The organism is Rhodanobacter sp. UC4452_H20 (assembly GCF_052978205.1).
The window spans coordinates 368097-390389 of sequence record NZ_CM129662.1; the positions used below are offsets into that span (position 1 = coordinate 368097).

Genomic DNA, 22293 nt, shown 5'->3' on the forward strand with positions numbered 1-22293 from the left:
ACATGAACGGACAGAACGCAGCGTGCGAACGGGTGCCGCCGACCGGCTCCGCGGGGTGGCTCGCCGAGCTTGCCTTCACGCCACGCAAGGAATCCTGGGTGGCCTCGTCGGCGGACCGCTTCTACAAGATATTCCGCCGCAGCGACGACCCGCTGCGCGACTGGCTGGACCCGACGTGCATGGAAAAGGCCGGCCGCGAGTACGCCGATGCGCTGCTGCTGCGCGAGCTGAGCGAACACGTCTGCACGCCGTTGCGGCTCGACCATGCATGCGTGGTCTATCCGCGACTCTCCGGGCCGGACCTGCGCCCGATGCTGCAGCAAAAGCACGGTGCCTTCGGCCCGCGGCATCGAGCGCAAGCCTTGCGCAAGGCGATGGTGGTGCTGGCGCAATTGCATCGCGCGCGCTCGAATCCGGCCGGCTACCCGGCCAAGGACTACCTGCACGACGGCTACCTGGTGCCCGACGCGGAGGTCGCACGGCGCATCGGCGAACGCGAGCGCACGCTCTTCATCGGCGGTTTCGAAGTGCGCAATTTCCGCTACGACGAGGAGCGCGAGGACTGGTTGTTCTTCGACCCGCAGCACGTCTACCTCGGCATGCCGGAGGACGACGTGGCGCGGTTCGTGATCTCCCTGCTGATGATCAACTGGGGTCAGGGCGGCGGCGTCACGCTGTGGCAGGGGTTCGACGTGGAGGACCTGCTCGCCGCCTACGAGGATGCCGCCGGCTTCCTGCTCGACGGCACCCTGCTCACTTATTTCCTGCGCGAGACGATCGCCATGCGTCGACATTTTGCACAGAAGGCGCTGCGCAACATGGCGGGCGCCAGGCGGGTCATTGGCCGACCGTATCTGGCCGGCTATTTCATGCAACTCAACCACTGGGCCGCAAACCATGAATTTTGACTATGAGCGCGATACCCGCGGCTTCTATCAGAACGACGATACGGCGCGGCGTTACCACCAGATGTTCATGTCGCCGAAGGGATGGCGCAATCTTCCCTCGCGGCTGGTCGCGCGACGCGAGCGGCGCGCCATCGAAACCCTGCTCGACCAGGTGCCGCACCGCACCGCGCTGGACCTTCCGGCCGGCACCGGCAAGCTCGCCGGCATCTTCGCCGCGCGGGGCACCCGCGTGGTGGCCTCGGACATCTCCGCCAGCATGCTGAAACTGGCCGAGGCCGAATACGCCCGCGCCGGCTGCACCGACGTGCGCTTCCAGGTGGAGGACGCGACCGACCTGGCGCGTTTCCGCGAAGGGTCGTTCGACGTGGTGGTGTGCCTGCGGCTGATGCACCGCGTGCCTTCGGGTCTGCGCCGGCGGATGCTGCGCGAGTTCGCCCGGATCGCGCCTTGCACCATCGTCTCGTACGGGATCGAAACCGGTTTCCACAAGAAACGGCGTGAGCTGCGCGCGGCGGTGTTCGGCGGCGGGCGGGACCCGCTGTGCTTCTGCAGCGTCGGGCAGGCGCATGCCGAGCTGTCAGCGGATTTCGAGGTGCTCCGGCAAATATGGATCGCGCCCGCCTTGTCGCAGGAGATGGTGTTCCTGTTGCGCTCCCGGCGCGACCGGGCCGGCGTGTTCGGCGCAGCCGACGCAGCGGGTTCCGCGCCATGAGGGCGGTGCATGCGTCGCCGCGCGCAACGCGGGCGTTGCTCGGCGCGGTCGCGCTGCTGCTGTTCGCAGCCAGGCCCGTCAGCGCAGGCTGCCCGAAACTGCTGATGTTCGACGGCACCAATTTCCACACCCAGGCGACCGACGGGCAGGCTGCCTATTGGGGCGACACGGTCGGCGTGCAGGGATTCTTCGCCAACCGCGTCATGGCCTCCTGGCAGGACGATGTCGGCACCCGCACGGACAGCAAGTTGTGGCGGCAACTGGGCCTGTTCCAGTCCGTCTATGCCCGCCACGGCGTGACCGACAACTTCATCAAGGTGGCGCTGTACAAGCCGATCGACTGGCACGACCCGGATGGGTTGAAACAGGTGGTGCGGAACTTCTCGCACGCCGCGGCGCTGGCGCGGCATGCAGGGCTCAAGGGCATCGCGATCGACCTGGAGCCGTACGAGCCGACCTGGGTCGACAGCGGCGAGCTGTCCGCCACCGTGCAGGCCGAGGCAAGCGCGATCGCCGAGGCCATGCGGGCGGCCTATCCGCAGATGACCCTGGTCGTCATCAAGGACGCGCTTCACCAGAACTATCCGCGCACGCCGCTCGACGAACTGGTCTCGAAGTTCGGCACCGATCCGGGCCCCTCGCGTCATTTCTGGCATGGCGGCTATGCGCTGGCCATCCCGTTCCTGCACGGGTTGCTGTCGGCGAACTGGGCGCATGTGGTGATTGCGACCGAAGTCACCTACGACGGCTCGGACATGGCCACGCCGGTACGCCAGACGCAGCGCAACTACGACGTCTTCATGGGCACCGAACAGGCCAGTCGCAGCGGCCTCAGCGTGGCTCCCGGACTGTGGCCGCTGGGGCATTCCTACACCGACAAGTCCGCCCGCGATACGCCGCAGGCATTCGCCGAGCACCTGCGGTCCGCCTACAGCGCGGCGGAAGACTACGTGTGGATCTACGGCTACGGCAGCGCGTGGCAGGCCGACGGCCCCTATGGCGGCGCGCCGGTCACCGCCGACTTTCCGCAGTACACCGCCGCCATCCATGCGATGCGCGCGTCCTGCACGGCGAGCGCTGCCGACCCGCAGGCGCAAAGGCAGGCACACTGAGGAGGCTCGATACCCACCGTGAAGATCGTCTTTTTCGCCAACACCGACTGGTACCTCTACAACTTCCGCCGCTCACTGGCGCTGGCCGCGCAGTCCAGCGGCTACGAGGTGCTGCTGGTGTCGCCGTCCGGCGCGTACGGCGAGCGGCTGCGCGGCCTTGGCCTGCGCTGGCAGCCGCTGGCAGGGATGGATCGGCGCAGCCTGAATCCCGCCCGCGAACTGCAACTGCTGGCGAGCCTGGTGCGGCTGTTCCGGCGCGAGCGCCCGGCGCTGATGCATGGCTTCACGATCAAGTGCGCGGTGTACGGCTCGCTTGCCGCGCAGCTCGCCGGCGTGCCGGCGCGGGTGAATGCGGTGGCCGGGCTGGGCTACGTGTTCGCCAGCAACGACCGCAAGGCGCGCTGCCTGCGGCCGATGGTGCGCGCGGCGCTGCGTCTGGCCATGCGCGGGCGGCGCACGCGGCTGATCCTGCAGAATCCGGACGACGAGATGATGTTTCGGCAATCCGGCCTGATCGGTGCCGATCGCATCGACCTGATCCCGGGCTCGGGTGTGGACTGCACGCGGTTCAGTCCGCGCGCGAACGCAGACGGTCCGCGCAGGCCGCAACCGTGCGTTTTGCTGGCCGCGCGACTGCTGTGGGACAAGGGGGTGGCCGAATACGTCGAGGCGGCGCGCCTGCTGCGCGGGGCCGGCCGCCGCATCCGCTTCCTGCTCGCCGGCATGCCCGATCGGGGCAATCCGGCGGCGGTGCCGGAAGCCACGCTGCAACAGTGGGTGGAGGAAGGCGTGATCGAGTGGCTGGGGCACGTGGACGACACCAGCGAGCTGTTCCGTTCGGTGGACATCGTGGCGCTGCCCACATACTACCGCGAAGGCCTGCCGAAATCGCTGATCGAGGCCGCCGCCTGCGCGCGACCGTTGATCACCACCGACATGCCGGGCTGTCGCGAGGTAGTGACGAACGAGGTCGATGGCCTGCTGATTCCGCCGCATGACGCCGCCGCGTTGGCGCGCGCCATCGCCCGCCTGGTCGATGCGCCCGAACTGGCCGCCCGCCTGGGCGCCGCCGCGCGGGCCAAGGTACTGGCGAATTTCGACGAACGCCTCGTCATCGAACGCACGCTGGCGGTATACCGCGAACTGCTGCAGCCCGACCGCATGGCGCACGCCGCCGCCGTCGACTGACGGCTCGCCTGATCCCCGCGCGGGGTATCGGCTGCGCGCAGATGACCCGCTGCGCGCGTCGGATTTCGCGGCGCGGTGCGCTTGCGCAACCGGCAGGGTGACCGTCATCAGGGGAGACGTGCACGCGCGCACGGTGGTCATGGCCTGGAATGTGCTTGAATCCCCTGCAGGCTCTGCCGAGCCGGCCATCCGTCGCGCCACCGGACGGGTGAGCGACCATTCCATGTCCACAAGCGACGCCACGCGTCCGCGATTGCTGCAACCGGGAACCATACCGATGACCCTCACCAGTCTTGGCATCCTGCTCATTGTCAACGGCGTGCTGCTGTGGGCCATCATGGCCGCGCTTCACCGTCACACGGTGGCGCTGAAAAACCTGCAACTGCAGATGGAAACCCTGCTTGGCCGACACGGCGCCGACGCGGGCGGCGAGATTCCGGCAGTCCGCCCCCGGGATGCCGGAAAGCCGCCGTCCCGGTCGCGGCCCGAGTCGGTGGACTCCTCGACACGCTGAATGGCTTGCGCCGACGTCCGACTCGCCGTCTTGGCGTGGTCGCGCGGAACGGGTAGAACGGTGCCGTTCGCGCGTGGCGACGACCACGCCCCATCCCCGGAGCCCCGTATGGATATGCCGTCCGTTCCCACCGATGCCGAACTGCTGGCGCTGGCCGGTGAGGTGGCCGTGGAAGTGCAGCGCTGCCGCTTGATGCTGGTCACGGCCGAATCCTGCAGCGGCGGCTGGATCGCCAAGACGCTGACCGACCTGCCGGGCAGTTCGGCCTGGTTCGACGCCGGCGTGGTCACCTACAGCTACGAGGCCAAGGAGGCCCTGCTCGGGGTCAACCCGCGCACGCTGGAGCATGCCGGCGCGGTCAGCGAAGAGACCGTGCTGGAGATGGTGGCCGGCGCGCTGGCGCGCTTCGGTGCCGGCGTGGCGGTAGCGGTGACCGGCATCGCCGGTCCGACCGGCGGCATGCCGGGCAAACCCGTCGGTACGGTCTGGATCGGCTGGAAACGCCGCGGCGGTTACGCCCATGCGCGGATGTTCCATTTTTCCGGCGATCGCGAGGCCGTGCGCCGGCAAACCGTGGCGGCGGCGCTCGAAGGCTTGCGGAAAACCCTGACGGAATGAGGCGCCGCGCGCTGCCGGACCGGCTTGACGAGTGTGGGATACTGCACGTTCCGATCATGGCCCGTTGCCGCGCGCGGCCGAGCCCGCATGATCGCAACCCGTGAGATTCGATCCGGGCATCATGCCTCCCACTCACCGCCCAACCGGAATACCAACGATGGATGACAACAAGCGCAAGGCGCTCACCTCCGCCCTCGGCCAGATCGAGAAGCAGTTCGGCAAGGGTGCCGTGATGCGGATGGGTGACCGCGTCAACGAGGCGATCGAGACGGTTTCCACCGGTTCGCTGGGCCTGGACATCGCGTTGGGCGTCGGCGGCCTGCCGCGCGGCCGCGTGGTCGAGATCTACGGCCCGGAGTCCTCCGGCAAGACCACCATGACCCTGCAGGCCATCGCCAGCTGCCAGCGCGCCGGCGGCACTGCCGCGTTCATCGATGCCGAGCACGCGCTCGATCCGACCTACGCGGAAAAGCTCGGCGTCAAGGTCGACGACCTGCTTGTGTCGCAGCCCGACACCGGCGAGCAGGCGCTGGAAATCGCCGACATGCTGGTGCGCTCGGGCGCGGTGGACATGGTGGTGGTCGACTCGGTCGCCGCGCTCACCCCGAAGGCGGAAATCGAGGGCGAAATGGGCGACTCCCACGTCGGCCTGCACGCGCGCCTGATGAGCCAGGCGCTGCGCAAGCTCACCGCCAACATCAAGAAGTCCGGCTGCCTGGTGATCTTCATCAACCAGATCCGCATGAAGATCGGCGTGATGTTCGGCAGCCCCGAGACCACCACCGGCGGCAACGCGCTGAAGTTCTACGCCTCGGTGCGCCTGGACATCCGCCGCATCGGCGCGGTGAAGAAGGGCGACGAGATCATCGGCTCGGAAACCCGCGTCAAGGTGGTCAAGAACAAGGTGGCGCCGCCGTTCCGCCAGTGCGAATTCGAAATCCTGTACGGCGAGGGCACCTCGCGCGAAGGCGAGATCATCGAGCTGGGCGTGGCGCAGAACCTGATCGACAAGTCCGGCGCCTGGTACAGCTACAACGGCGACCGCATCGGCCAGGGCAAGGAGAACGTGCGCCAGTTCCTGCGCGACAATCCGGCGATCGCCAACGAGATCGACAAGCAGCTGCGCGAACGCCTGTTGGTGCCGGTGGGCAAGGCAGCCGCGGCCGGTCCCGAAGAGGCGCTCGAGGAAGCGTGAGCCGTGATGGTTGACGTTCCGTTGCATGCGCATGGCCCGGCTCGCCCGGGCCATGCGCGTTTTGGCCAGGTGCCGTATCTCGGCGCGACGATGCATGTCTTCCCGGCCGGTCCGCCCGGGCGTGGATCCGCAGGATCGGAGTCGAAGGGTCGCCCTTCGACTTCGCCACGCCACGCCCAGGCAGAACGGCGGGGGGAATTTGCCCGTACCCGGTATGCGGTTGCATGGCCATGACATGAACAAGCGTCCTGGCGCGGGCAACCCGACCAAACCCCAACGCAGCGCCTACGAGAAGGCGCTGGGCTTGCTCGCCCGCCGCGAGCATTCGCGCAAGGAACTGAAGACCAAGCTGCGCCAGGGCGGCTACGAGAGCGAGGAAACCGCTGCGGCGCTGGATCGTTTGGGCGAGCAGCACTACCAGGACGACGACCGCTTCGCCGAAGTGCTGCTGCGCAGCCGGATTGCCCAGGGCTACGGACCCATGCGCCTGCGCCAGGAGCTGAAAAGCCACGGCCTGGCCGACGCTCGCATCCGCGAGTTGCTGGACGCGGCGGAGGTCGACTGGGACGCCTCGGCCGCCGCCCAACTGCGCCGGCGCTACGGTGGCGCGGGCACGAATGACCCCGCCGAACGCGCCCGCCGGGCACAGTTCCTCTTGCGCCGCGGCTTTGCCGCCGCCACAGTACGACGTGTTACCCACGCCGAAGTGGACGACGCCGACGATCTTCCCTGACATCCATCGCCACCCGGCGGTGGCGGAGCGATTGGCGCCAAGCCGGTGTGACCCCCTGCCGCCAGCCACCGCGATCCGCATGAAAACCTCCGAAATCCGTTCCGCCTTCCTCGACTTCTTCCGCGCCCGGGGCCACGCCATCGTGCCGTCCAGTTCACTGGTGCCGGCCAGCGACCCGACCTTGATGTTCACCAACTCCGGCATGGTGCAGTTCAAGAATGTGTTCCTCGGCAGCGAGAAACCCGGCTACGTGCGTGCGGCCGACGTGCAGCGCTGCCTGCGCGCCGGCGGCAAGCACAACGATCTGGACCAGGTCGGCTACACCGCGCGCCACCACACGTTCTTCGAGATGCTCGGCAACTGGTCGTTCGGCGACTACTTCAAGCATGAGGCGATCGGCTGGGCGTGGGAGCTGCTGACCCAGGTGTTCAAGCTGCCGCCGGAGCGGCTCACCGTCACCGTCTACCACACCGACGACGAGGCTTTCGCGATCTGGCGCGACGAGATCGGCGTGCCGGTCGAGCGCATCATCCGCATCGGTGACAACAAGGGCGCGCCGTTTGCCTCCGACAATTTCTGGCAGATGGCCGACACCGGCCCGTGCGGCCCGTGCACCGAGATCTTCTACGACCACGGCGCGCACATCGCCGGTGGTCCGCCCGGTTCGCCGGATGAGGACGGCGACCGCTACATCGAAATCTGGAACCTGGTGTTCATGCAGTTCGACCGCGCCCCCGACGGTACGCTGAGCCCGCTGCCGGCGCCGTGCGTGGATACCGGCATGGGCCTGGAGCGGCTTGCCGCGATCCTGCAGCACGTGCATTCCAATTACGAGATCGACCTGTTCGCGCACCTGATCCGCGTCGCCGGCGAACTCACCGGCACGCCCGACTTGGCCAACAAGTCGCTGCGCGTGATTGCCGACCACATCCGCGCCTGTTCCTTCCTGATCGTCGACGGCGTGCTGCCCTCCAACGAGGGGCGCGGCTACGTGCTGCGCCGGATCATCCGCCGCGCGCTGCGGCACGGCTGGATGCTCGGCGTGCGCGGCGACTTCTTCTGGAAGATGGTGGCGCCGCTGGTGGAGGAGATGGGCGAGGCCTATCCGGAGCTGAAAGAGAAGCAGGCCATCGTCGAGGATGCGTTGCGCACCGAGGAGCAGCGTTTCGGCGAAACGCTGGAACACGGCATGCGGCTGTTCGACGAGGCCGCGGCGAAGTCCGGCAAGACCATCCCGGGCGCCGAGGCGTTCCGCCTCTACGACACGTACGGTTTCCCGGTCGACCTCACCGCCGACATCGCACGCGAGCGCGGCCTCGACGTCGACATGGCCGGCTTCGAGCAGGCCATGAACGAGCAGCGCGAACGCGCCCGCGCCGCCGGCAAGTTCGAGGCGAGGGGACAGATGCCGGCCGAGCTGGCCAGCCAACTGCCGCCTACCGTGTTCCTCGGCTACGAGGCCTTGGAAGACCGCGGCGGCAAGGTGCTTGGCATCGTGCGCGGCGGTCGCCATGTCGACCGGTTGGGCGAGGGCGAGGAAGGATTGCTGATACTGGATCGCACGCCGTTCTACGCCGAATCCGGCGGCCAGGTCGGCGACACCGGCACGTTGTTCGGCACGTCCGGCCGTTTCGCGGTCGACGACACCTTGAAGATGGGCGGCGTGTTCTTCGGCCACGCCGGCCACTGGCACGGCACGCAACCGCTGCGCAGCGGCGACCTGCTCGACGCCCAGGTGGATCCCGCGCGCCGCCAGGCGATCGTGCTCAACCACTCGGCCACGCATCTGCTGCATGCGGCGCTGCGCGAGGTGCTCGGCACCCACGTCACCCAGAAGGGCTCGCTGGTGGCGCCGGAGCGCCTGCGTTTCGATTTCTCGCACCCCAAGCCAGTAAGCCATGGGGAATTGGCTCGCGTCGAGTCGATGGTCAACGCCGAGGTGCGCCGCAACGCGGCCGCCGAGGTGCACCGCATGGGTTACGACGAGGCGATCGCCACTGGTGCCATGGCACTCTTCGGCGAAAAGTACGGCGATGAAGTGCGCGTGCTGAAGATGGGCGACTTTTCCACCGAACTCTGCGGCGGCACGCACGTCAACCGCACCGGCGACATCGGCCTGTTCAAGATCGTCGGCGAATCCGGCGTCGCCTCCGGCGTGCGTCGCATCGAGGCGGTCACCGGCGACGGTGCGCTCGCGCATGTCGCCGAGGAGGAGCGCCGCCTCGCCGATCTCTCCCGTCTGCTCTCCAGCAGCGGCGACGACGCCGTGGAAAAACTGCGCCAGTTGTTCGATCGCCAGAAGAAACTCGAGCGCGAACTGGATTCGCTGCGCAGCAAGGCCGCCGGTTCCGCCACTGCCGACCTGACTGCCTCGGCTGCAGACGTCGACGGCATCAAGGTGGTCGCTGCGCGCCTGGAAGGGTTCGACGCAAAGTCGCTGCGCGACAGCGTCGACCAGCTCAAGCAGCAGCTCGGCGATTGCGTGGTGCTGCTGGCCGGGGCTGCCGACGGCAAGGTCGCGCTGATCGCCGGTGTACACGGCAAGGCGCTGGGCCGGATCAAGGCCGGTGACGTGGTCGCCCATGTCGCGGCGAAGATCGGTGGCAAGGGCGGCGGTCGACCCGACATGGCCCAGGGCGGCGGTTCCGACAGCGCCGACTTGCCGGCGATCCTGGCGGGTCTTGCCGACTGGGTTTCCTCGCGTTGATTCGGCTTAACGACTGCTGCAGCGCCGATTGCACCGGGGAATCGTGCTCAGTTAGTATCCGCGGAGGTCGGTTTTTCGCCAAAAGGCGCAAAGCCGCCAGTCAGGACGCTTAAGGAGTGTTTTGGCTGTGAGCCGGGAAGGCGGTAGGGCCTTCGACGGATCAAAAACGTCGAGCCGCGGATGGACTCACGCTCAGGGGTGAGGCAGGGTCAATCCGCAAGCCTGTGACCAGCAGCATTTTATGGAGTAGCAATCATGTTGATTCTGACCCGCCGGGTCGGTGAGACCCTGATGATCGGCGACGAGGTGACCGTCACCGTTCTTGGCGTGAAAGGCAATCAGGTACGCATCGGCATCAACGCGCCGAAAACCGTGGCCGTCCATCGCGAGGAAATCTACCAGCGAATCCGCGGTGAACACGACGCCGGCAGCGCTCCGGACGACAGCGGCGACCACTGACCACCGTTTCAAGACTTTACCTGGGCCGCGCCGATCAGTATCCTTGCCGGCTCCGCAGTCATGCGGCAAAACCCCGGAGAGATGCCCGAGTGGCCGAAGGGGCTCCCCTGCTAAGGGAGTATCGGGTCAAAAGCCTGATCGAGGGTTCGAATCCCTCTCTCTCCGCCAATGAAGTAACGTAAGCTGTTGATTTAAAGCAACTTGCGCGCAAGACAAGACGGCTGGTATGCCATTGGGTATGCCAGCCGTTGTTGTTTCTGGTTCTGACGTGTTGGGCTTGGTTGAGCTGTCTACACTGGATACAGCTATAAACGAAGAGGTGCGCACCAAGCGGTGCGCACCTTTTTAGTTGTACGACTTACAGTCTACCCGCCAGAGGCGGAACTGAATTGTCACGCGGTAACTACGGGTCTCGACTCACAAAAGAACAGCGGGCCGAACATGACGCTTGTCAGTCGCGTTGCGTGAGACCCGGATCCGGACAATGCAATCACGCACGCAAAGAACGGGGTCGTCCTGGATGCTTCCTGCTTTCGTATTTGCCGACAGGCACTCGTGTTGGGCTATGTCGTGCGCACGCTACTGAAGGTGGCATTGCACTTGGGCTAGAAACGAACCCCAAGGGTCAGTTCACGCGGAAGAGCCGGCGCGGTTCATTGTTTCCGGCGGCCCATTGTGCGAATATTTACCCAGTGCATCATGGGGTAGCGTGTGTTCGACCACTAACAAATATGGAGTAATCATGCTAAGCGGCTCAGGCCCCGTCGTTATCGACCTTTTTTGCGGCGCTGGCGGTCTCAGTGAAGGCTTACGTCAGGCAGGATTTCGGCCTGTGGTGGGAGTGGACTTCGACAGGCACGCGGCGGCGACCTACCGCTACAACCATCCTGGCGTTCCTGTGATTGAAGGGAACGTAGAGTATGTCACGGGTGAGCAGCTCATCGCCCTTGCGGGAACTTCGGACATAGACCTCTTGGCAGGCGGTCCTAGTTGCCAAGGCTTCAGTACGCACGGAAAGCGGCTGCAAGACGATCCCAGAAACTTTCTCTTTAAGCACTTCGTTCGACTAGTTGACGAAGTCCGGCCAAAGATGTTCTTGATGGAGAATGTCAAGGGTATGCTCACTTATGGGAAGGGTGAGTTCAGGCGTCAAATCGAAGGCGCATTCGCGGAAATCGGCTACCGCACCGACTTCAGCCAGGTTCTTGCAGCCGACTATGGAGTTCCACAAATGCGGCGCCGAATCCTGTTCATCGGAACACGGTTCGACCACCTTCGTCTTTCCTTCCCTAAACCCACCCATTCGGATTCCAAATTAGGCTTGAAACCCTATGTGACAGTTGACGAAGCAATTGGCGATTTGCCGTTAATAGGCAATGATTACGAGAATCAAGCTCGTGCGTACGTCTGTCGTCCGAAAAATCCGTATCAGGCTTACTGCCGGACAGGTGCTCCGAAGAAAATCACGACTCACGTGGGGCGTCCGTTATCGAAGCAGGCACAGGCGTTGGCAAGGCATATATCTCAGGGCCACGGCCTTCGTTCAGCCCCTGTCAAAGTGCTGCCAGAACGCTTCAAGAAGATGCGGACGATCTCCACCGGCGCGCTGCGCAAGGATTGCACCACCCTGTACTTTCGCTTGGATCCAGCCAGACCGGCTTACACCATTACCTGCAACTATAGAAATGTCGCGTCTGGTCCATTTCTTCACCCATTCGAGGACCGGGCGATCTCCCATCGCGAGGCAGCGCGCTTCATGAGCTTCCCCGATCGTTATCAGTTCATGGGGGCAAGCTTTCCACGACAGATCGGAAATGCGGTTCCGCCGCTCCTAGCGCGTGCGATTGGGGATGAGATTTTGAAGTCGCTTATGGAGTTCGAGTCTGCTAATGCTAGGCGTGTAGCCTGATGTCGAAGAAAATTCGGGCTGATCGTGTTGCACTTGCGTTGAACAACATCGGGGATTGGCGGAACGTTGCCAAGTCCCAGGGAGCAACTCATCTGTTTCCGATGCTGGCTCTCATCCAGAGAGGCGCTGGTGTTGCACCGGGTCAGGCGGTGCTTATGAACGAAACGCCGCATGAGTTTGAGTTCTGGGATAAGTATTTTCGTTTGAACGATGGCAACGAGGCGAAGCCATATTTCAACCCGGTGACATTGCGTCGAGCAGAGGCGGGTTTCCCCCACAGTAATTCCGCGACCATCCGCAAGAATACGTTTGCGGGTAAGTGGGGGGCGGCGCAACGAGTTGACTCGCCAGATGGGGAGAGTTGGATGCTCTCCGAGAATTTTGCAGCCATCTTCCGCGAGAAGGTTCTAAGCAAGGGCCAAGAGATTCACCGGGCTCCTGTCTTGGATCTCGCGGTCCTGATGTTCCGGGACGACAATTTCGACGATACCGATGACGCGAGAGCTCTTGAGCAGCGCTTTCGAGAGACCTTCCCCATGCGGGACGTCGATTTCGAGAGCCTCTTCGTCTTTCATCCCGAAGAGCAGTCTAAGCTCTTTGAAGATGCGCAGCACCCGCAGGACTACGAGGCGGCAATCAAATCAGCTCTTGTCGATGATGTAACGTCAGCGTCGTCTATTCCGGCCGCGACACCATCGCCTGCAGCGATGCACCTAGATGATCCGATTTTGGTGCAGGTTCAACAGCTCCTTTCGCTAGGTACATCTGGCATTATTTTTACCGGGGTTCCTGGCACCGGAAAGTCCTACTACGCAAAGCGCGTTGCTAAACACTTGGTTCAGAATGTTGACACTGATATTTTTAAGGTTCAGTTTCATCCGTCCTACGGCTACGAAGACTTTGTAGAGGGTTATCGGCCAGATCAGTCGTCGACGTCTGGCTTTCAGATCGTTGACAAGACTTTCCTGCTCGCCTGTAAACGCGCGGAGGAGCTTAAAGCAAATAATGGTTTAGCGGTTATCATCGTTGACGAAATAAACCGCGGAGATCCAGCGCGCGTATTCGGCGAACTCCTAACTTACATTGAGAGGACATATCGGGGCGAACAGTTTACGCTACCTTTTTCCGGCAGACTTAGTTCGGTCCCCGACAATCTCATTTTCTTGGGGACGATGAATCCATACGATCGAAGCGTTACGCAAGTCGATGCCGCGTTCGTGCGTCGTTTCGACCACATCGAAGTTGCGCCTTCGCGCGAGGTTGCTGAGGAGCTTTTAGAGAGCTCGGCTGGTTTTACTCCCGCCCAAATCACGGAAATTGGTCAGTGGTTTGAGACTGTACAGCGCATGGTGCCCTTCGGCATCGGGCATTCGTTCTTTGCCGACGTGAAGAACCTTGAGCACTTGAAGCTGGTGTGGCGATACAGAATGAAGCCGACTGCCGGGCAGGCTATTGAGCTCAACGACGGTGCAATTGACAATTTGGCCGCAAGCTTCGGTGCCCTGATCCGGCGAATCGAAGGTGCAGCCGACGATGCTTGAGATAATTGAGTGCGAAGAGTTCGGAGACCTTTCGATCCGTGTCAGTGCACTCCTTAAGGACGGAGAGTTGCGACTCGACGAGCGCATAACGACAAGGGGCTATCTATCCGCAACATTGAAGGGCGGACAGATTACGCTTCGTACGACGAAATACGTTGGAACTATTCCTCTCACCGCTGATCTTTCCGTTCGCGTCAAGCCAAGAGCGACAATTTCAAACCTGTCTTATATGCTTGTGAGATCCGGGGTTATCCCGACCGCGATCTCTAGTTTTTCACGTGGGTATTTGCCGAGATTCACCACGGTCGCTAACGTCGAAAGGGTCTTCGGCCGATCACTGGTTGATGGCGCGAAGCTCATAGCCAAACGCGGTTTCATGAAGGAGTATATTCGGCCGCTAAATCCGTCGCCTTGGCGCGGCAGGCTATTGGCGTCGGACACAATCCGACGCCACGCATCGAAAGGAGTCCGGTATCGGCACGAATTCGATCTAAGCATACTTTCACCGTCGATCATCGAGAACATCGCTCTAAAAAGCGCACTTACGCAGACGACAGATTGGTTTCAGCGAAATGATCGCCGGAACCCCATAATCGCGGAAGCAAAGGCTATTCTTCACGACCTCTGGCCTGTCGCGGTTTGGGATGGGATGCAGAGTGATTTGGTCACTCGGCTTTCCCAGCGCATCCGTGCGTTATCACCTCGGTTGCCACATTATCGCGACCCCCTTTGGGCATCGCTACTTATTCTTCAAAACTCACTGCCCGATATTGCATTTGACGGTTTTGTTCGACTGGATTCCTTGATAGTCGATGTGTCAGCCGTGTTCGAGGCGTTTCTCCGGAGAGAGTTAGCGGACCGGCTTCGGCCACTAGGTTATGAGGTCCAAGATGGCAACCGAACCCCAAGACCACTTTTTACAGACGCAGGGCAGTACTCTGTCCACCCGGACATCATTATCTGGCGAGACGGTTCGGTGGTTGCATTGTTGGACGTTAAATACAAACCTTCCCCCAAGGAACAGGACCGCTATGAGGTACTTTCTTTCATGGATGCCATGGGGGTAAGCGTCGGCGGTTTCGTCTGTCCCGCAGTAGAAGAGGATACGTCTAGGTATGTTGGTGAAACCGCATCAGGCAAGAAGTTCTTTTCCATTCGATACGATCTGGCGGTGGTTGACCCAGACGCTGAGTCCGATCGCTTCGCTGAAAATGTAATTCGCATGCTGGTCGGAAGCAGAGATTTCGACTAAGAACGGACAGAAGGGGGCATATTTGGTGGTCTTGAACAGGCTCTCGCTGTAAGGGTTGTCGTTGCTTTGCTGGGGTCGGGAAAAGCTGGCCTCGATGCCCAGATCGACGAGCAGCCCGGCCAGCGTCTTGGAGCGCATCGGCGCACCGCGATCAGCATGCAGCGTGAGTTGGTCCTTGGGGACCGCCTCGCGCAACGCCGTCTGCTCCACCAGTTCGCGCGCCAGCGCGGCGGACTCACGCGTACTCAGCAGCCAGCCGACGACGTAGCGGCTGTACACATCGAGCACGACGTAGAGATAGACATACGTCCATTTCACCGTCGTCTTGAGTTTGGTGATGTCCACGACCACAACTGGTTCTGCGCCTCGGCCAGCAGCTCGGGACGGGCGTACACCGGATGCACACGTTGCTCGCGCCGCTCACGCACCGCCTTCTGCGCGGCCAGCAAGCGGTACATGGTGCGCACCGAACACAGGTAACGCCCCTCATCGAGCAAGACGGCGTAGATCTGTTGGGGTGCGCGGTCGACAAAGCGCGGGCTCATCAGTTCGCCGAGCACAGCCGCCTGCTCGGCGGCATCGAGCTTCAGCGGTGGCGTGCGGGTGACCGCCGTCCGCACCTTGGGCCTGCGCTGTCGGTGTAGCGTCGCCCGTGACAGGCCCAAGCTGGTACACGCCCGCACAACGCCAACCAAGGCCGATAACGCCGGCAGCGCACTCATGGCTGCTCCTCGCCGCTCGGCAGGCCCAGCAACGCACAGAGTTTTTTTTGGCGTCGATGATCGCTTCGGCTTGCGCCAGCCGCTTTTGCGCACGCGCCAGGTCGCGTTCGAGCTGGTTGATCCGAAGCTTCTCCGGGCGCGCGGGATCGGGTTTGCGTCCGCGCTTGGGCTCCGCCGTCTGCGCGTCCAGCGCTGCAACCTGGCGATGCCAATGGGTCAGGTGCGAGGAGTACAGCCCTTCACGATGCAGCATAGCGCCGAGCTCACCGTCGGGCAGTCCTGCGGCCAAGGTGACGATCTTGCGCTTATAGCCGAGCGTGAACCGCCGGCGTGTCGCCTCCGGCACTTCGGTCGAGGCATGCACCGTGGTCGAGGATACTGCCGCCGTGGAAGACGAGGGGGAAATCATTGATGCTGGGGTGTCCATGAGATGAGCCTACCTTCAGTAATGGCGATGAGGTAGTTGTCTCAGGTCACATTGGCACCGGGGATAGGAAGGTACGCTGTCGACGCCCATAATGCCGAGTTCTACTGTAACGGTGTGGAGCTCGCAAGTGGTGGGGCAGCGAATATCTTCGAGTCAGCACGACTCTCGTCGAACACGTACCCTCATTGACAGATCGAATGTCGTGGTGAGGGCTGCAGTGGCGCCCATAGAGATCAGCCCTTCAAGACGGTGAGGTGGCCTGCGAGCTGGCGCGGACAACGCCTACACGCCGCAGCTCCTTCCGCCGATGGCCCCACGCCTATTTTTGGTGGCATCTTGGTGGTGCCCGGTGAGTCTGGACCGATCCGACTGCCTGTCAGGCGCAAGCCGACACGGAACATAGTCTTGGTGGAACCGACGAACTGGGCGCTTCGCCAGGCACGGCGCATCAAGCTCATCTTCACTGACCCACCAACCACACCGGGGGCTTGTGACCGGCGAGGGATGCGATGAATGTCCTGCCAACGTCGATGACCAGTCTCCCCAGCCACTTCCGCTGGATCATCCCGATCGTATTCATCGTCGATTTGCTGAAGTTCCCCAGGGTGGCAGTCCGGACCAAGGAAGGCGATGCCAGCCCCTCCCCTGTGTTCCCGTGGCAAGATGATCCCAAAGAGACTGGAATCGCGGCTAGGGGCAGGGAAATAGATGGAGTTTCTGATAGTCATTGGGCTTCTCTGGCTCATCGGGACGATCTTTGGCAACATAAACCCCCGTCGCGCCAAGCCGAAGGTCGATCCCGCCTTGGAAGCCGAACGACGGGCTAACCAGAAGCGGGAAGACGACAGGTTTCAAGACGCGTTCGAGCAGTGGGATGCGCATCTGTCGGTCATAATGGGCAGTGGTCGATGGATTTCCAAGGGAACTGTCTCCCGGTTCCTGGCCAAGCACCCCGCGCCCAAGCACCCTCGCAAGACCTGGAGGCAGGCGGTCGGTGAGCCATCGCCCGAAGAGACCTTGCGGCTCCGGTTCGATAAGGCGAATGCGAGCCACCTGGCACGCCAGAAAGTGGTGCGCAGGGATTTCTTCAACACAGTGGAGAAGAACCCGCTGACCGACGAACAAATTCATGCTTGCATCTGCATGGACGACAGCGTCATGGTCGTGGCCGCCGCCGGCTCGGGTAAAACCTCCACCATGGTGGCCAAGACCGGCTACGCCCTCCACGAAAAATTGGCCACGCCGGAACAGATCCTGTTGCTGGCGTTTAATACAGCCACTGCCGAAGAAGTAGGGCAGCGTATCGCCGAGCGACTGCGTGGCGTGCCCCACGTGGACAAGGTGCGCTCCAACACGTTCCACGCCTTCGGCATCAATGTCATCGGCAAGGCCACCGGCAAGAGGCCGTCGCTTGCGCCCTGGGTGAGCCCTGACAACCCCGGCGCCGATATCCGCGAAGTGTCCGACATCATCAAGACCTTGGCGGGCCAGGATGCGGCATTCAAGCGCGACTGGGATCAGTTCCGCACGATCTATGCACGCGATGTCGGCAAGTGGGGCCATCGGCAAGAGCCCGACGCCTATGCCGACGGCCGGAGAGGGTTCCTCACCGCCCACGGCGAAATCGTCAAGAGTAAGGAAGAGCGAATCATCGCAAATTGGTTGTTCTACAACGGTATCAGGTACGACTACGAGCGGGCCTATGAACACGACACGGCCGACAGCCAGTATCGCCAATACTTCCCCGACTTCTACTACCCCGACGCCAACCTCTACCACGAACACTTCGCGCTCAACGAAAAGGGCGAGGCACCCAAGGAGTTCAAGGACTACCTCGAAGGCGTGGAGTGGAAACGCCAACTCCACGTGGACAAGGGCACCGCGCTGGTCGAGACCACATCGCACGGGCTGCTGACCGGGCAGGCCATCCCCGCTCTGGAACAGGCGTTGATCGCTCGCGGCGTCCAGCCGGTATTCGATCCCACGCGAAAAAACGTCGGGTTGCCCCCTGTCGACGAGAAGGACCTGGCTAGGTCGTTCCGGGTGTTCCAACAGCACGTCAAGAACAACGGCCTGACCCACGTCCAACTGCAGGCGGCCTTGAAGGAGCAGTCCAAGGACGGCTACGGCGCACGCTTGCGCATGTACCTTTCCCTCTACGAGCGCATCGCGAGTGAATGGGAACGTCGCTTGCGGGAGGGCCAGTTCATCGACTTCGAGGACATGCTGATACAGGCGGCTGCGCATGTGGAGTCTGGGGCTTACAAAAGCCCGTACATTCTCATCTTGGCCGACGAGTTCCAGGACAGTTCCCGCGCCCGCATCCGGCTATTGAAGGCCTTGGCCGGCAACCCAGGCGTGCCCACCCACCTGTGTGTGGTCGGCGACGATTGGCAAGGCATCAATCGGTTTGCCGGCTCCGATATCTCCGTCATGACGGAGTTCGAGAAGACCTTCGACTTCGCCACGCGTCTGACGCTCAACACGACGTTCCGATGCCCGCAGCACCTGTGCGACGTGTCCAGCCAATTCATTCAGGTCAACCCCGCCCAGATCAAGAAAACAGTCAAAACGACCAATCCGCTGACTAAAACGCCCATGCTGGCCTACGGGTTTGTCGAGGACGAGATGATCCCCGGCTACATCGAACAGCAACTGGCCGACATGCATTGCTACGCTGTGGCAGGCAAGCTCAAGCCGGCCAAGGGGGCCCACATCACCATCCTGTTACTGGGCCGCTATCGGCGCGACATCCCGGACTCGTTGGCGCAGTGGCAGCAGCGGTTCGGCGACCGATTGAAGATCGACTTCAGGACCGCGCACGGCTCCAAGGGGTTGGAGGCCGAGTACGTCTTCGTCCTCAATGTTCTCCAAGGCACTCATGGCTTCCCCAGCCAGATCCAGGACGACCCCGCGCTCCAGTTGGCCATGCCCGCGCCTGACCCTTACCCGTTCGCCGAAGAGCGCCGCCTGTTCTACGTGGCCATGACCCGGGCCAGCAAACAGGTGCGCTTCTACACAACGCTGGCCCAGCCATCCCAGTTCTTGGTAGAACTGGTCAAGCGCAACCACCTTGTAATCGAACCTTTGGGCGGAGAGGGGGTAGAGCCGTGCGCCCGACCTGACTGCGGTGGCGTCATGGTGCCGCGTGGCGATGACACGTTTCTGGGTTGTTCGCGCTTTCCGGCCTGCGACCAGACGTGCAAGCTGACCGATCCGGCCATCGTGCGATGCTCACAGCGGATTACGGTGCCGGTGGTCGCCGGGCAAACCTGCCCCGTATGCGGGAAGGGCGTGATCCAGGAAAAAAACGGCAGGAATGGCCCGTTCTACGGTTGCTCACGCTTCCAGGAAGGCTGCAAGGCCACTGCCAACATCCCCAAGCGCTGACCTACGACTTTATATGGCCGTGCCGCACACACGACCTAGGATGATGGGCGAAGTGGATGGCCCGAGCTCATTGGCTTGCGCGGCCAGCTCGACTGCAAGACGTTGCCCGCATAGCGGTGCTTGGCGTCAGCACACTGATCCATCCAAGGTAGGAGATATGTCGATTTGGGCAACTCCGCTTGGCGGTGAAGTTGCGCAGGCTACCGCACCTGCGCCACTTCATCGGTTAGGGTGCTGCACTTCGAAGTTGAATCCGCCGACGATGGTTGGAGGGTTGCAGTGGAGCCGCACCGACAAAAAAAGAAGTCGCCAGCCCGCGAGGGGCAGGAGCCTACGCCCCTGCCCCTCGCCCGACTACCCACCATCACTGGTCGTCATCTTCTTTGCTGCCCAGCAAATACTTCGCGAGGCCATACAGCGCAAAGCCATACACGACCAAGCCGCCGACGAAACCAAACATCACCATCACCTCCTTTTCGCTCAGTGCGAGCTCGCCGTTGCCACGCGCGCTTCGAGCTTGCCGCGCAAGGTGCTGGCACCATTCGAGGCGCCACTACCGTGATCCGCAGCCGCGCTCTCGCCTTCGGGGTAGAACTCCTCCACCACTGCCGGCACGTCTTCTTCCAGTTCCTCAAACGCACCGTTGGCGAAGCCCCTGCGTGCGGACTCGTCCAGCGCACCCTGGTCGAAGCCGCAGGCCCGCCGCTGTTCGTCCAGCTCCCGCGCCTGTGCGATGGCTTGCTCCAACGTGAGCCCAGAGCGCACCACCAGATCGACGTAGTAGATCGGCGTCCCATAGCTCATCGTGGTTGATTTGCCACGCAGCTTCAGTTCCAGTGGCAGGCAGGCCAGCAATCTGCCGGACACGGCGCTGAAATACTCCAGCCGTGCCGCCAGCGTGCGGATGGTGTTGAAGGACGTGGTGCGCAGCACGAAGCTACCCAGCGCATCGTCATCACCCACGACCACGTTCAGCCGTGCGTAGGCCTTGCATGCCCCTTGCGAGAACGCGCAGGCATCCGGCCCCGGGCAGGGCATCGTAGCTACACCTTCCTTGCCCGTGCGCCGGCAGGTCTCGCCGTTGCCCACGCAGACCGGTCGGCCCGTGGTGCGGTCAAACAGGGAATAGTCCGCCCGCAGGTTGAGGCCCGGGTCGTTGAACAGTAGCCGCACCGGGATTGCGCGCAACTTCTGACCCTCGGCTTCCTTGCGCAATTTCTCGTCCAGTGGATGCAACAACCAGCCGTCGCGCCCCTGCACCTGGCTGGTCAGGGTGAACTGGTCGTCCTTCTCCGGCAGGCGCTTGCCGTTGCGCTCCACCACCCGGCCAATGGAAATCCGCCCGATCACGGGCGGGGTAATAGCCAAACCTTTCAACATGTCGTTGTCCTCTGTCAGTTGTTGGGAGACCGCGACAACACAAACCGACGAGAGCCAGGGCGAGTCGCCGAGTACATGGCGACAACATCCGGGCACTCGGCCATCAGCCGCTTCGTATCCAGCGTGGTGCTGTCCTTGGCCCGTTTGAATGTCACCTCGCCATGAGCGAAGACCGCCTTACTGGCATCGCCCATCGCTTGCTGGATCATCTGCTTGAACGATTCGGCTTCATGCTCCATCGCTTCCAGCTCACCCTTGAGCGTTGTCAGTGCATCGAAGGCACGGCCGAGGTCTTCATCGCCGGAGAAGTCCAGGCTGGTGTCGTTGCCTCGATACAGTTTCCGCAGGGCCTTGGCCGCCGATTCACTGCCATCGGCCGGCGGCTCGATGTCCTTCTCCACGTAGTCCCAGAACCGGGTTTCCAGCACGACCAGACGGGCGATCACTTCGTCGTCCCGTTCGATGCGGTGGATTTCCAGTTGCTGGCCGCACAGCAGCACAGCCACGTCGGCAGCGGCTTTGCCGGTCACGGCCAGCTGGTGCTGTACCTGCAACTGGACGTACTCGGGAACGCCGTCCTTCCACAGCCGTGCGCCGAACTCGCCGGCGGTCTTGCACTCCAGCACTTGCACGCCGGGCACGCCGACGATTTCGCGGTCGATGTTCGCCAGCATGAAGGGGAACGTTGGATGCTGGAGCACGGCATTGAGCTTGCGCACCTTGTGACCGGTGCGCTCCTGGTAGGCGGTCGCCACCATCGGTTCCAGCAGGGTGCCCCAGTAACGCGGATCGTCCTGACCGGGCCGTACTTCGTCCGGCGGCGTGCGGCCGGTTTTTTCCATCCACAGTTCGAGCTGACTTTTGTACGGACACAGCCCTACCGCGGCGGCGGCATCCGAGCTGCCGATGCCGTTCCTGCGCACATCCAGCCACTGCCCATAGGGCAGTTTCTTGGTATCAACCAGCCTCACGGCCGCGTTTTGCTTGCTCATCGGTTTCCTCCGGGCATAAAAAAGCCCGACCGACGCATGGGCATCAGTCGGGTGGTGGGTGGTTGGTTCTCAAGGTGTCGCTACCAACTGGCGCTGTAGTAGATGTCCCAGCCTTGCTCTTGCAATTGCTTGGCGTGATGCAGGACTTTCAACGTGTAATCGACTTCGCCGCCATCCAGCGTTTCATTAGCGTCAGCGGTGAAACGCCCGCTGACGCTGGCCGAGTCGTCGCTTGCCCGTTCGAGCTGCTCTTCCAGCTCGATCAAGGTGTCTACCGAAACGAACGCCGGTCGACAGTCGTCGACGCCCTCCTGCACGTTGCTCACAAACCACCGGTGCAAGGCATCGAACTTGCGCCAGTAGCCCACCCGCACCGTCACCCCGCTGACTTCCAGCAGGGAGGCATCCTGGCCCGGCTTCTCCTTTGGCGGCATATAGCCGATGGCCGCACCAATGGCGCGGCGCATCGGTTCCGTTCGCGGATCGCAGGGGGCAACGTACCGCTTGGCTTCCAGGTACATATCCAGTCCCATC

19 protein-coding genes and 1 tRNA gene are annotated in these 22293 nt (G+C 62.8%); 15 read left to right on the top strand and 5 right to left on the bottom strand.

Annotation, left to right across the window (positions count from 1 at the left end; genetic code table 11):
• Positions 1-2 precede the first annotated feature (2 nt).
• The 14 genes from ACVCMC_RS01645 to ACVCMC_RS01710 all read left to right on the top strand — a co-directional run bounded on the left by ACVCMC_RS01645 (position 3) and on the right by ACVCMC_RS01710 (position 14848).
• On the top strand, positions 3-908 hold the full coding sequence (locus tag ACVCMC_RS01645; protein ID WP_447098440.1) for a hypothetical protein: 906 nt from the start codon (positions 3-5) through the stop codon (positions 906-908).
• Positions 841-1620, top strand: coding sequence for a class I SAM-dependent methyltransferase (locus ACVCMC_RS01650; RefSeq protein ID WP_447098441.1), 780 nt, complete (start codon positions 841-843; stop codon positions 1618-1620). Before ACVCMC_RS01645 ends, ACVCMC_RS01650 begins: the two co-directional genes overlap by 68 nt.
• A complete protein-coding gene (locus ACVCMC_RS01655) occupies positions 1617-2732 on the top strand; it encodes a hypothetical protein (RefSeq protein ID WP_447098442.1) in 1116 nt (371 codons plus the stop codon). Before ACVCMC_RS01650 ends, ACVCMC_RS01655 begins: the two co-directional genes overlap by 4 nt.
• Before the next feature lie 18 nt (positions 2733-2750).
• Positions 2751-3920 carry a glycosyltransferase family 4 protein gene (locus ACVCMC_RS01660; RefSeq protein WP_447098443.1) on the top strand — a complete coding sequence of 390 codons (1170 nt, stop codon included), beginning with the start codon at positions 2751-2753 and terminating at the stop codon, positions 3918-3920.
• Between the two features lie 277 nt (positions 3921-4197).
• Positions 4198-4434, top strand: a complete 237-nt coding sequence (locus tag ACVCMC_RS01665; protein WP_395119582.1) for a hypothetical protein — start codon at positions 4198-4200, stop codon at positions 4432-4434.
• A 108-nt stretch (positions 4435-4542) separates the two neighbouring features.
• Positions 4543-5052: a CinA family protein gene (locus ACVCMC_RS01670; RefSeq protein WP_395119581.1), complete on the top strand. Its 510-nt coding sequence runs from the start codon at positions 4543-4545 to the stop codon at positions 5050-5052.
• A 157-nt stretch (positions 5053-5209) separates the two neighbouring features.
• Positions 5210-6247, top strand: a complete 1038-nt coding sequence (recA, locus tag ACVCMC_RS01675; protein WP_395119580.1) for a recombinase RecA — start codon at positions 5210-5212, stop codon at positions 6245-6247.
• Between the two features lie 235 nt (positions 6248-6482).
• Positions 6483-6980: a regulatory protein RecX gene (locus tag ACVCMC_RS01680; RefSeq protein ID WP_447098444.1), complete on the top strand. Its 498-nt coding sequence runs from the start codon at positions 6483-6485 to the stop codon at positions 6978-6980.
• Positions 6981-7059: 79 nt separating this feature from the next.
• Complete coding sequence (gene alaS, locus ACVCMC_RS01685; RefSeq protein ID WP_447098445.1) at positions 7060-9687, top strand: alanine--tRNA ligase; 2628 nt, start codon at positions 7060-7062, stop codon at positions 9685-9687.
• Positions 9688-9942: 255 nt separating this feature from the next.
• Positions 9943-10146: a carbon storage regulator CsrA gene (gene csrA, locus ACVCMC_RS01690; RefSeq protein WP_395119577.1), complete on the top strand. Its 204-nt coding sequence runs from the start codon at positions 9943-9945 to the stop codon at positions 10144-10146.
• Between the two features lie 75 nt (positions 10147-10221).
• Positions 10222-10314 (top strand) — tRNA-Ser (locus ACVCMC_RS01695).
• A 574-nt stretch (positions 10315-10888) separates the two neighbouring features.
• Entirely contained in the window at positions 10889-12055 is a 1167-nt protein-coding gene (locus tag ACVCMC_RS01700) for a DNA cytosine methyltransferase (protein ID WP_447098446.1), read from the top strand.
• Positions 12055-13596: an McrB family protein gene (locus tag ACVCMC_RS01705; RefSeq protein WP_447098447.1), complete on the top strand. Its 1542-nt coding sequence runs from the start codon at positions 12055-12057 to the stop codon at positions 13594-13596. The genes ACVCMC_RS01700 and ACVCMC_RS01705 overlap by 1 nt, the downstream gene beginning before the upstream one ends.
• Positions 13589-14848 (top strand): 5-methylcytosine restriction system specificity protein McrC, encoded by a 1260-nt coding sequence (locus ACVCMC_RS01710; RefSeq protein WP_447098448.1) that lies wholly within the window; start codon positions 13589-13591, stop codon positions 14846-14848. The genes ACVCMC_RS01705 and ACVCMC_RS01710 overlap by 8 nt, the downstream gene beginning before the upstream one ends.
• Here ACVCMC_RS01710 and ACVCMC_RS01715 read toward each other — a convergent pair.
• Both ACVCMC_RS01715 and ACVCMC_RS01720 read right to left on the bottom strand, forming a co-directional pair.
• Complete coding sequence (locus ACVCMC_RS01715; protein WP_447098449.1) at positions 14729-15193, bottom strand: transposase; 465 nt, start codon at positions 15191-15193, stop codon at positions 14729-14731. The two genes, ACVCMC_RS01710 and ACVCMC_RS01715, sit on opposite strands and share 120 nt — an antisense overlap.
• Positions 15163-15570, bottom strand: coding sequence for a hypothetical protein (locus ACVCMC_RS01720; RefSeq protein WP_447098450.1), 408 nt, complete (start codon positions 15568-15570; stop codon positions 15163-15165). The genes ACVCMC_RS01715 and ACVCMC_RS01720 overlap by 31 nt, the downstream gene beginning before the upstream one ends.
• 1135 nt (positions 15571-16705) lie before the next feature.
• Here ACVCMC_RS01720 and ACVCMC_RS01725 point away from each other — a divergent pair.
• Positions 16706-19387, top strand: a complete 2682-nt coding sequence (locus ACVCMC_RS01725; RefSeq protein ID WP_447098451.1) for a UvrD-helicase domain-containing protein — start codon at positions 16706-16708, stop codon at positions 19385-19387.
• A gap of 480 nt (positions 19388-19867) precedes the next feature.
• Here ACVCMC_RS01725 and ACVCMC_RS01730 read toward each other — a convergent pair whose 3' ends face one another.
• The 3 genes from ACVCMC_RS01730 to ACVCMC_RS01740 form a co-directional block, all read right to left on the bottom strand.
• A complete protein-coding gene (locus ACVCMC_RS01730) occupies positions 19868-20767 on the bottom strand; it encodes a recombination directionality factor (RefSeq protein WP_447098452.1) in 900 nt (299 codons plus the stop codon).
• A gap of 14 nt (positions 20768-20781) precedes the next feature.
• Positions 20782-21759 (bottom strand): YqaJ viral recombinase family nuclease, encoded by a 978-nt coding sequence (locus tag ACVCMC_RS01735; protein WP_447098453.1) that lies wholly within the window; start codon positions 21757-21759, stop codon positions 20782-20784.
• 80 nt (positions 21760-21839) lie between these two features.
• Positions 21840-22292, bottom strand: a complete 453-nt coding sequence (locus ACVCMC_RS01740; protein ID WP_447098454.1) for a hypothetical protein — start codon at positions 22290-22292, stop codon at positions 21840-21842.
• Between the last annotated feature and the right edge of the window lies 1 nt (position 22293).

Bases quoted from the DNA above. Each gene is read 5' to 3' on its own strand.
- ACVCMC_RS01645 (WP_447098440.1), top strand. From the start codon at position 3: ATGAACGGACAGAACGCAGCGTGCGAACGGGTGCCGCCGACCGGCTCC.
- ACVCMC_RS01655 (WP_447098442.1), top strand. From the start codon at position 1,617: ATGAGGGCGGTGCATGCGTCGCCGCGCGCAACGCGGGCGTTGCTCGGC.
- ACVCMC_RS01665 (WP_395119582.1), top strand. From the start codon at position 4,198: ATGACCCTCACCAGTCTTGGCATCCTGCTCATTGTCAACGGCGTGCTG.
- ACVCMC_RS01670 (WP_395119581.1), top strand. From the start codon at position 4,543: ATGGATATGCCGTCCGTTCCCACCGATGCCGAACTGCTGGCGCTGGCC.
- recA (WP_395119580.1), top strand. From the start codon at position 5,210: ATGGATGACAACAAGCGCAAGGCGCTCACCTCCGCCCTCGGCCAGATC.
- ACVCMC_RS01680 (WP_447098444.1), top strand. From the start codon at position 6,483: ATGAACAAGCGTCCTGGCGCGGGCAACCCGACCAAACCCCAACGCAGC.
- alaS (WP_447098445.1), top strand. From the start codon at position 7,060: ATGAAAACCTCCGAAATCCGTTCCGCCTTCCTCGACTTCTTCCGCGCC.
- csrA (WP_395119577.1), top strand. From the start codon at position 9,943: ATGTTGATTCTGACCCGCCGGGTCGGTGAGACCCTGATGATCGGCGAC.
- ACVCMC_RS01700 (WP_447098446.1), top strand. From the start codon at position 10,889: ATGCTAAGCGGCTCAGGCCCCGTCGTTATCGACCTTTTTTGCGGCGCT.
- ACVCMC_RS01705 (WP_447098447.1), top strand. From the start codon at position 12,055: ATGTCGAAGAAAATTCGGGCTGATCGTGTTGCACTTGCGTTGAACAAC.
- ACVCMC_RS01710 (WP_447098448.1), top strand. From the start codon at position 13,589: ATGCTTGAGATAATTGAGTGCGAAGAGTTCGGAGACCTTTCGATCCGT.
- ACVCMC_RS01720 (WP_447098450.1), bottom strand. From the start codon at position 15,570: ATGAGTGCGCTGCCGGCGTTATCGGCCTTGGTTGGCGTTGTGCGGGCG.
- ACVCMC_RS01725 (WP_447098451.1), top strand. From the start codon at position 16,706: ATGGAGTTTCTGATAGTCATTGGGCTTCTCTGGCTCATCGGGACGATC.
- ACVCMC_RS01730 (WP_447098452.1), bottom strand. From the start codon at position 20,767: ATGTTGAAAGGTTTGGCTATTACCCCGCCCGTGATCGGGCGGATTTCC.
- ACVCMC_RS01735 (WP_447098453.1), bottom strand. From the start codon at position 21,759: ATGAGCAAGCAAAACGCGGCCGTGAGGCTGGTTGATACCAAGAAACTG.
- ACVCMC_RS01740 (WP_447098454.1), bottom strand. From the start codon at position 22,292: ATGGGACTGGATATGTACCTGGAAGCCAAGCGGTACGTTGCCCCCTGC.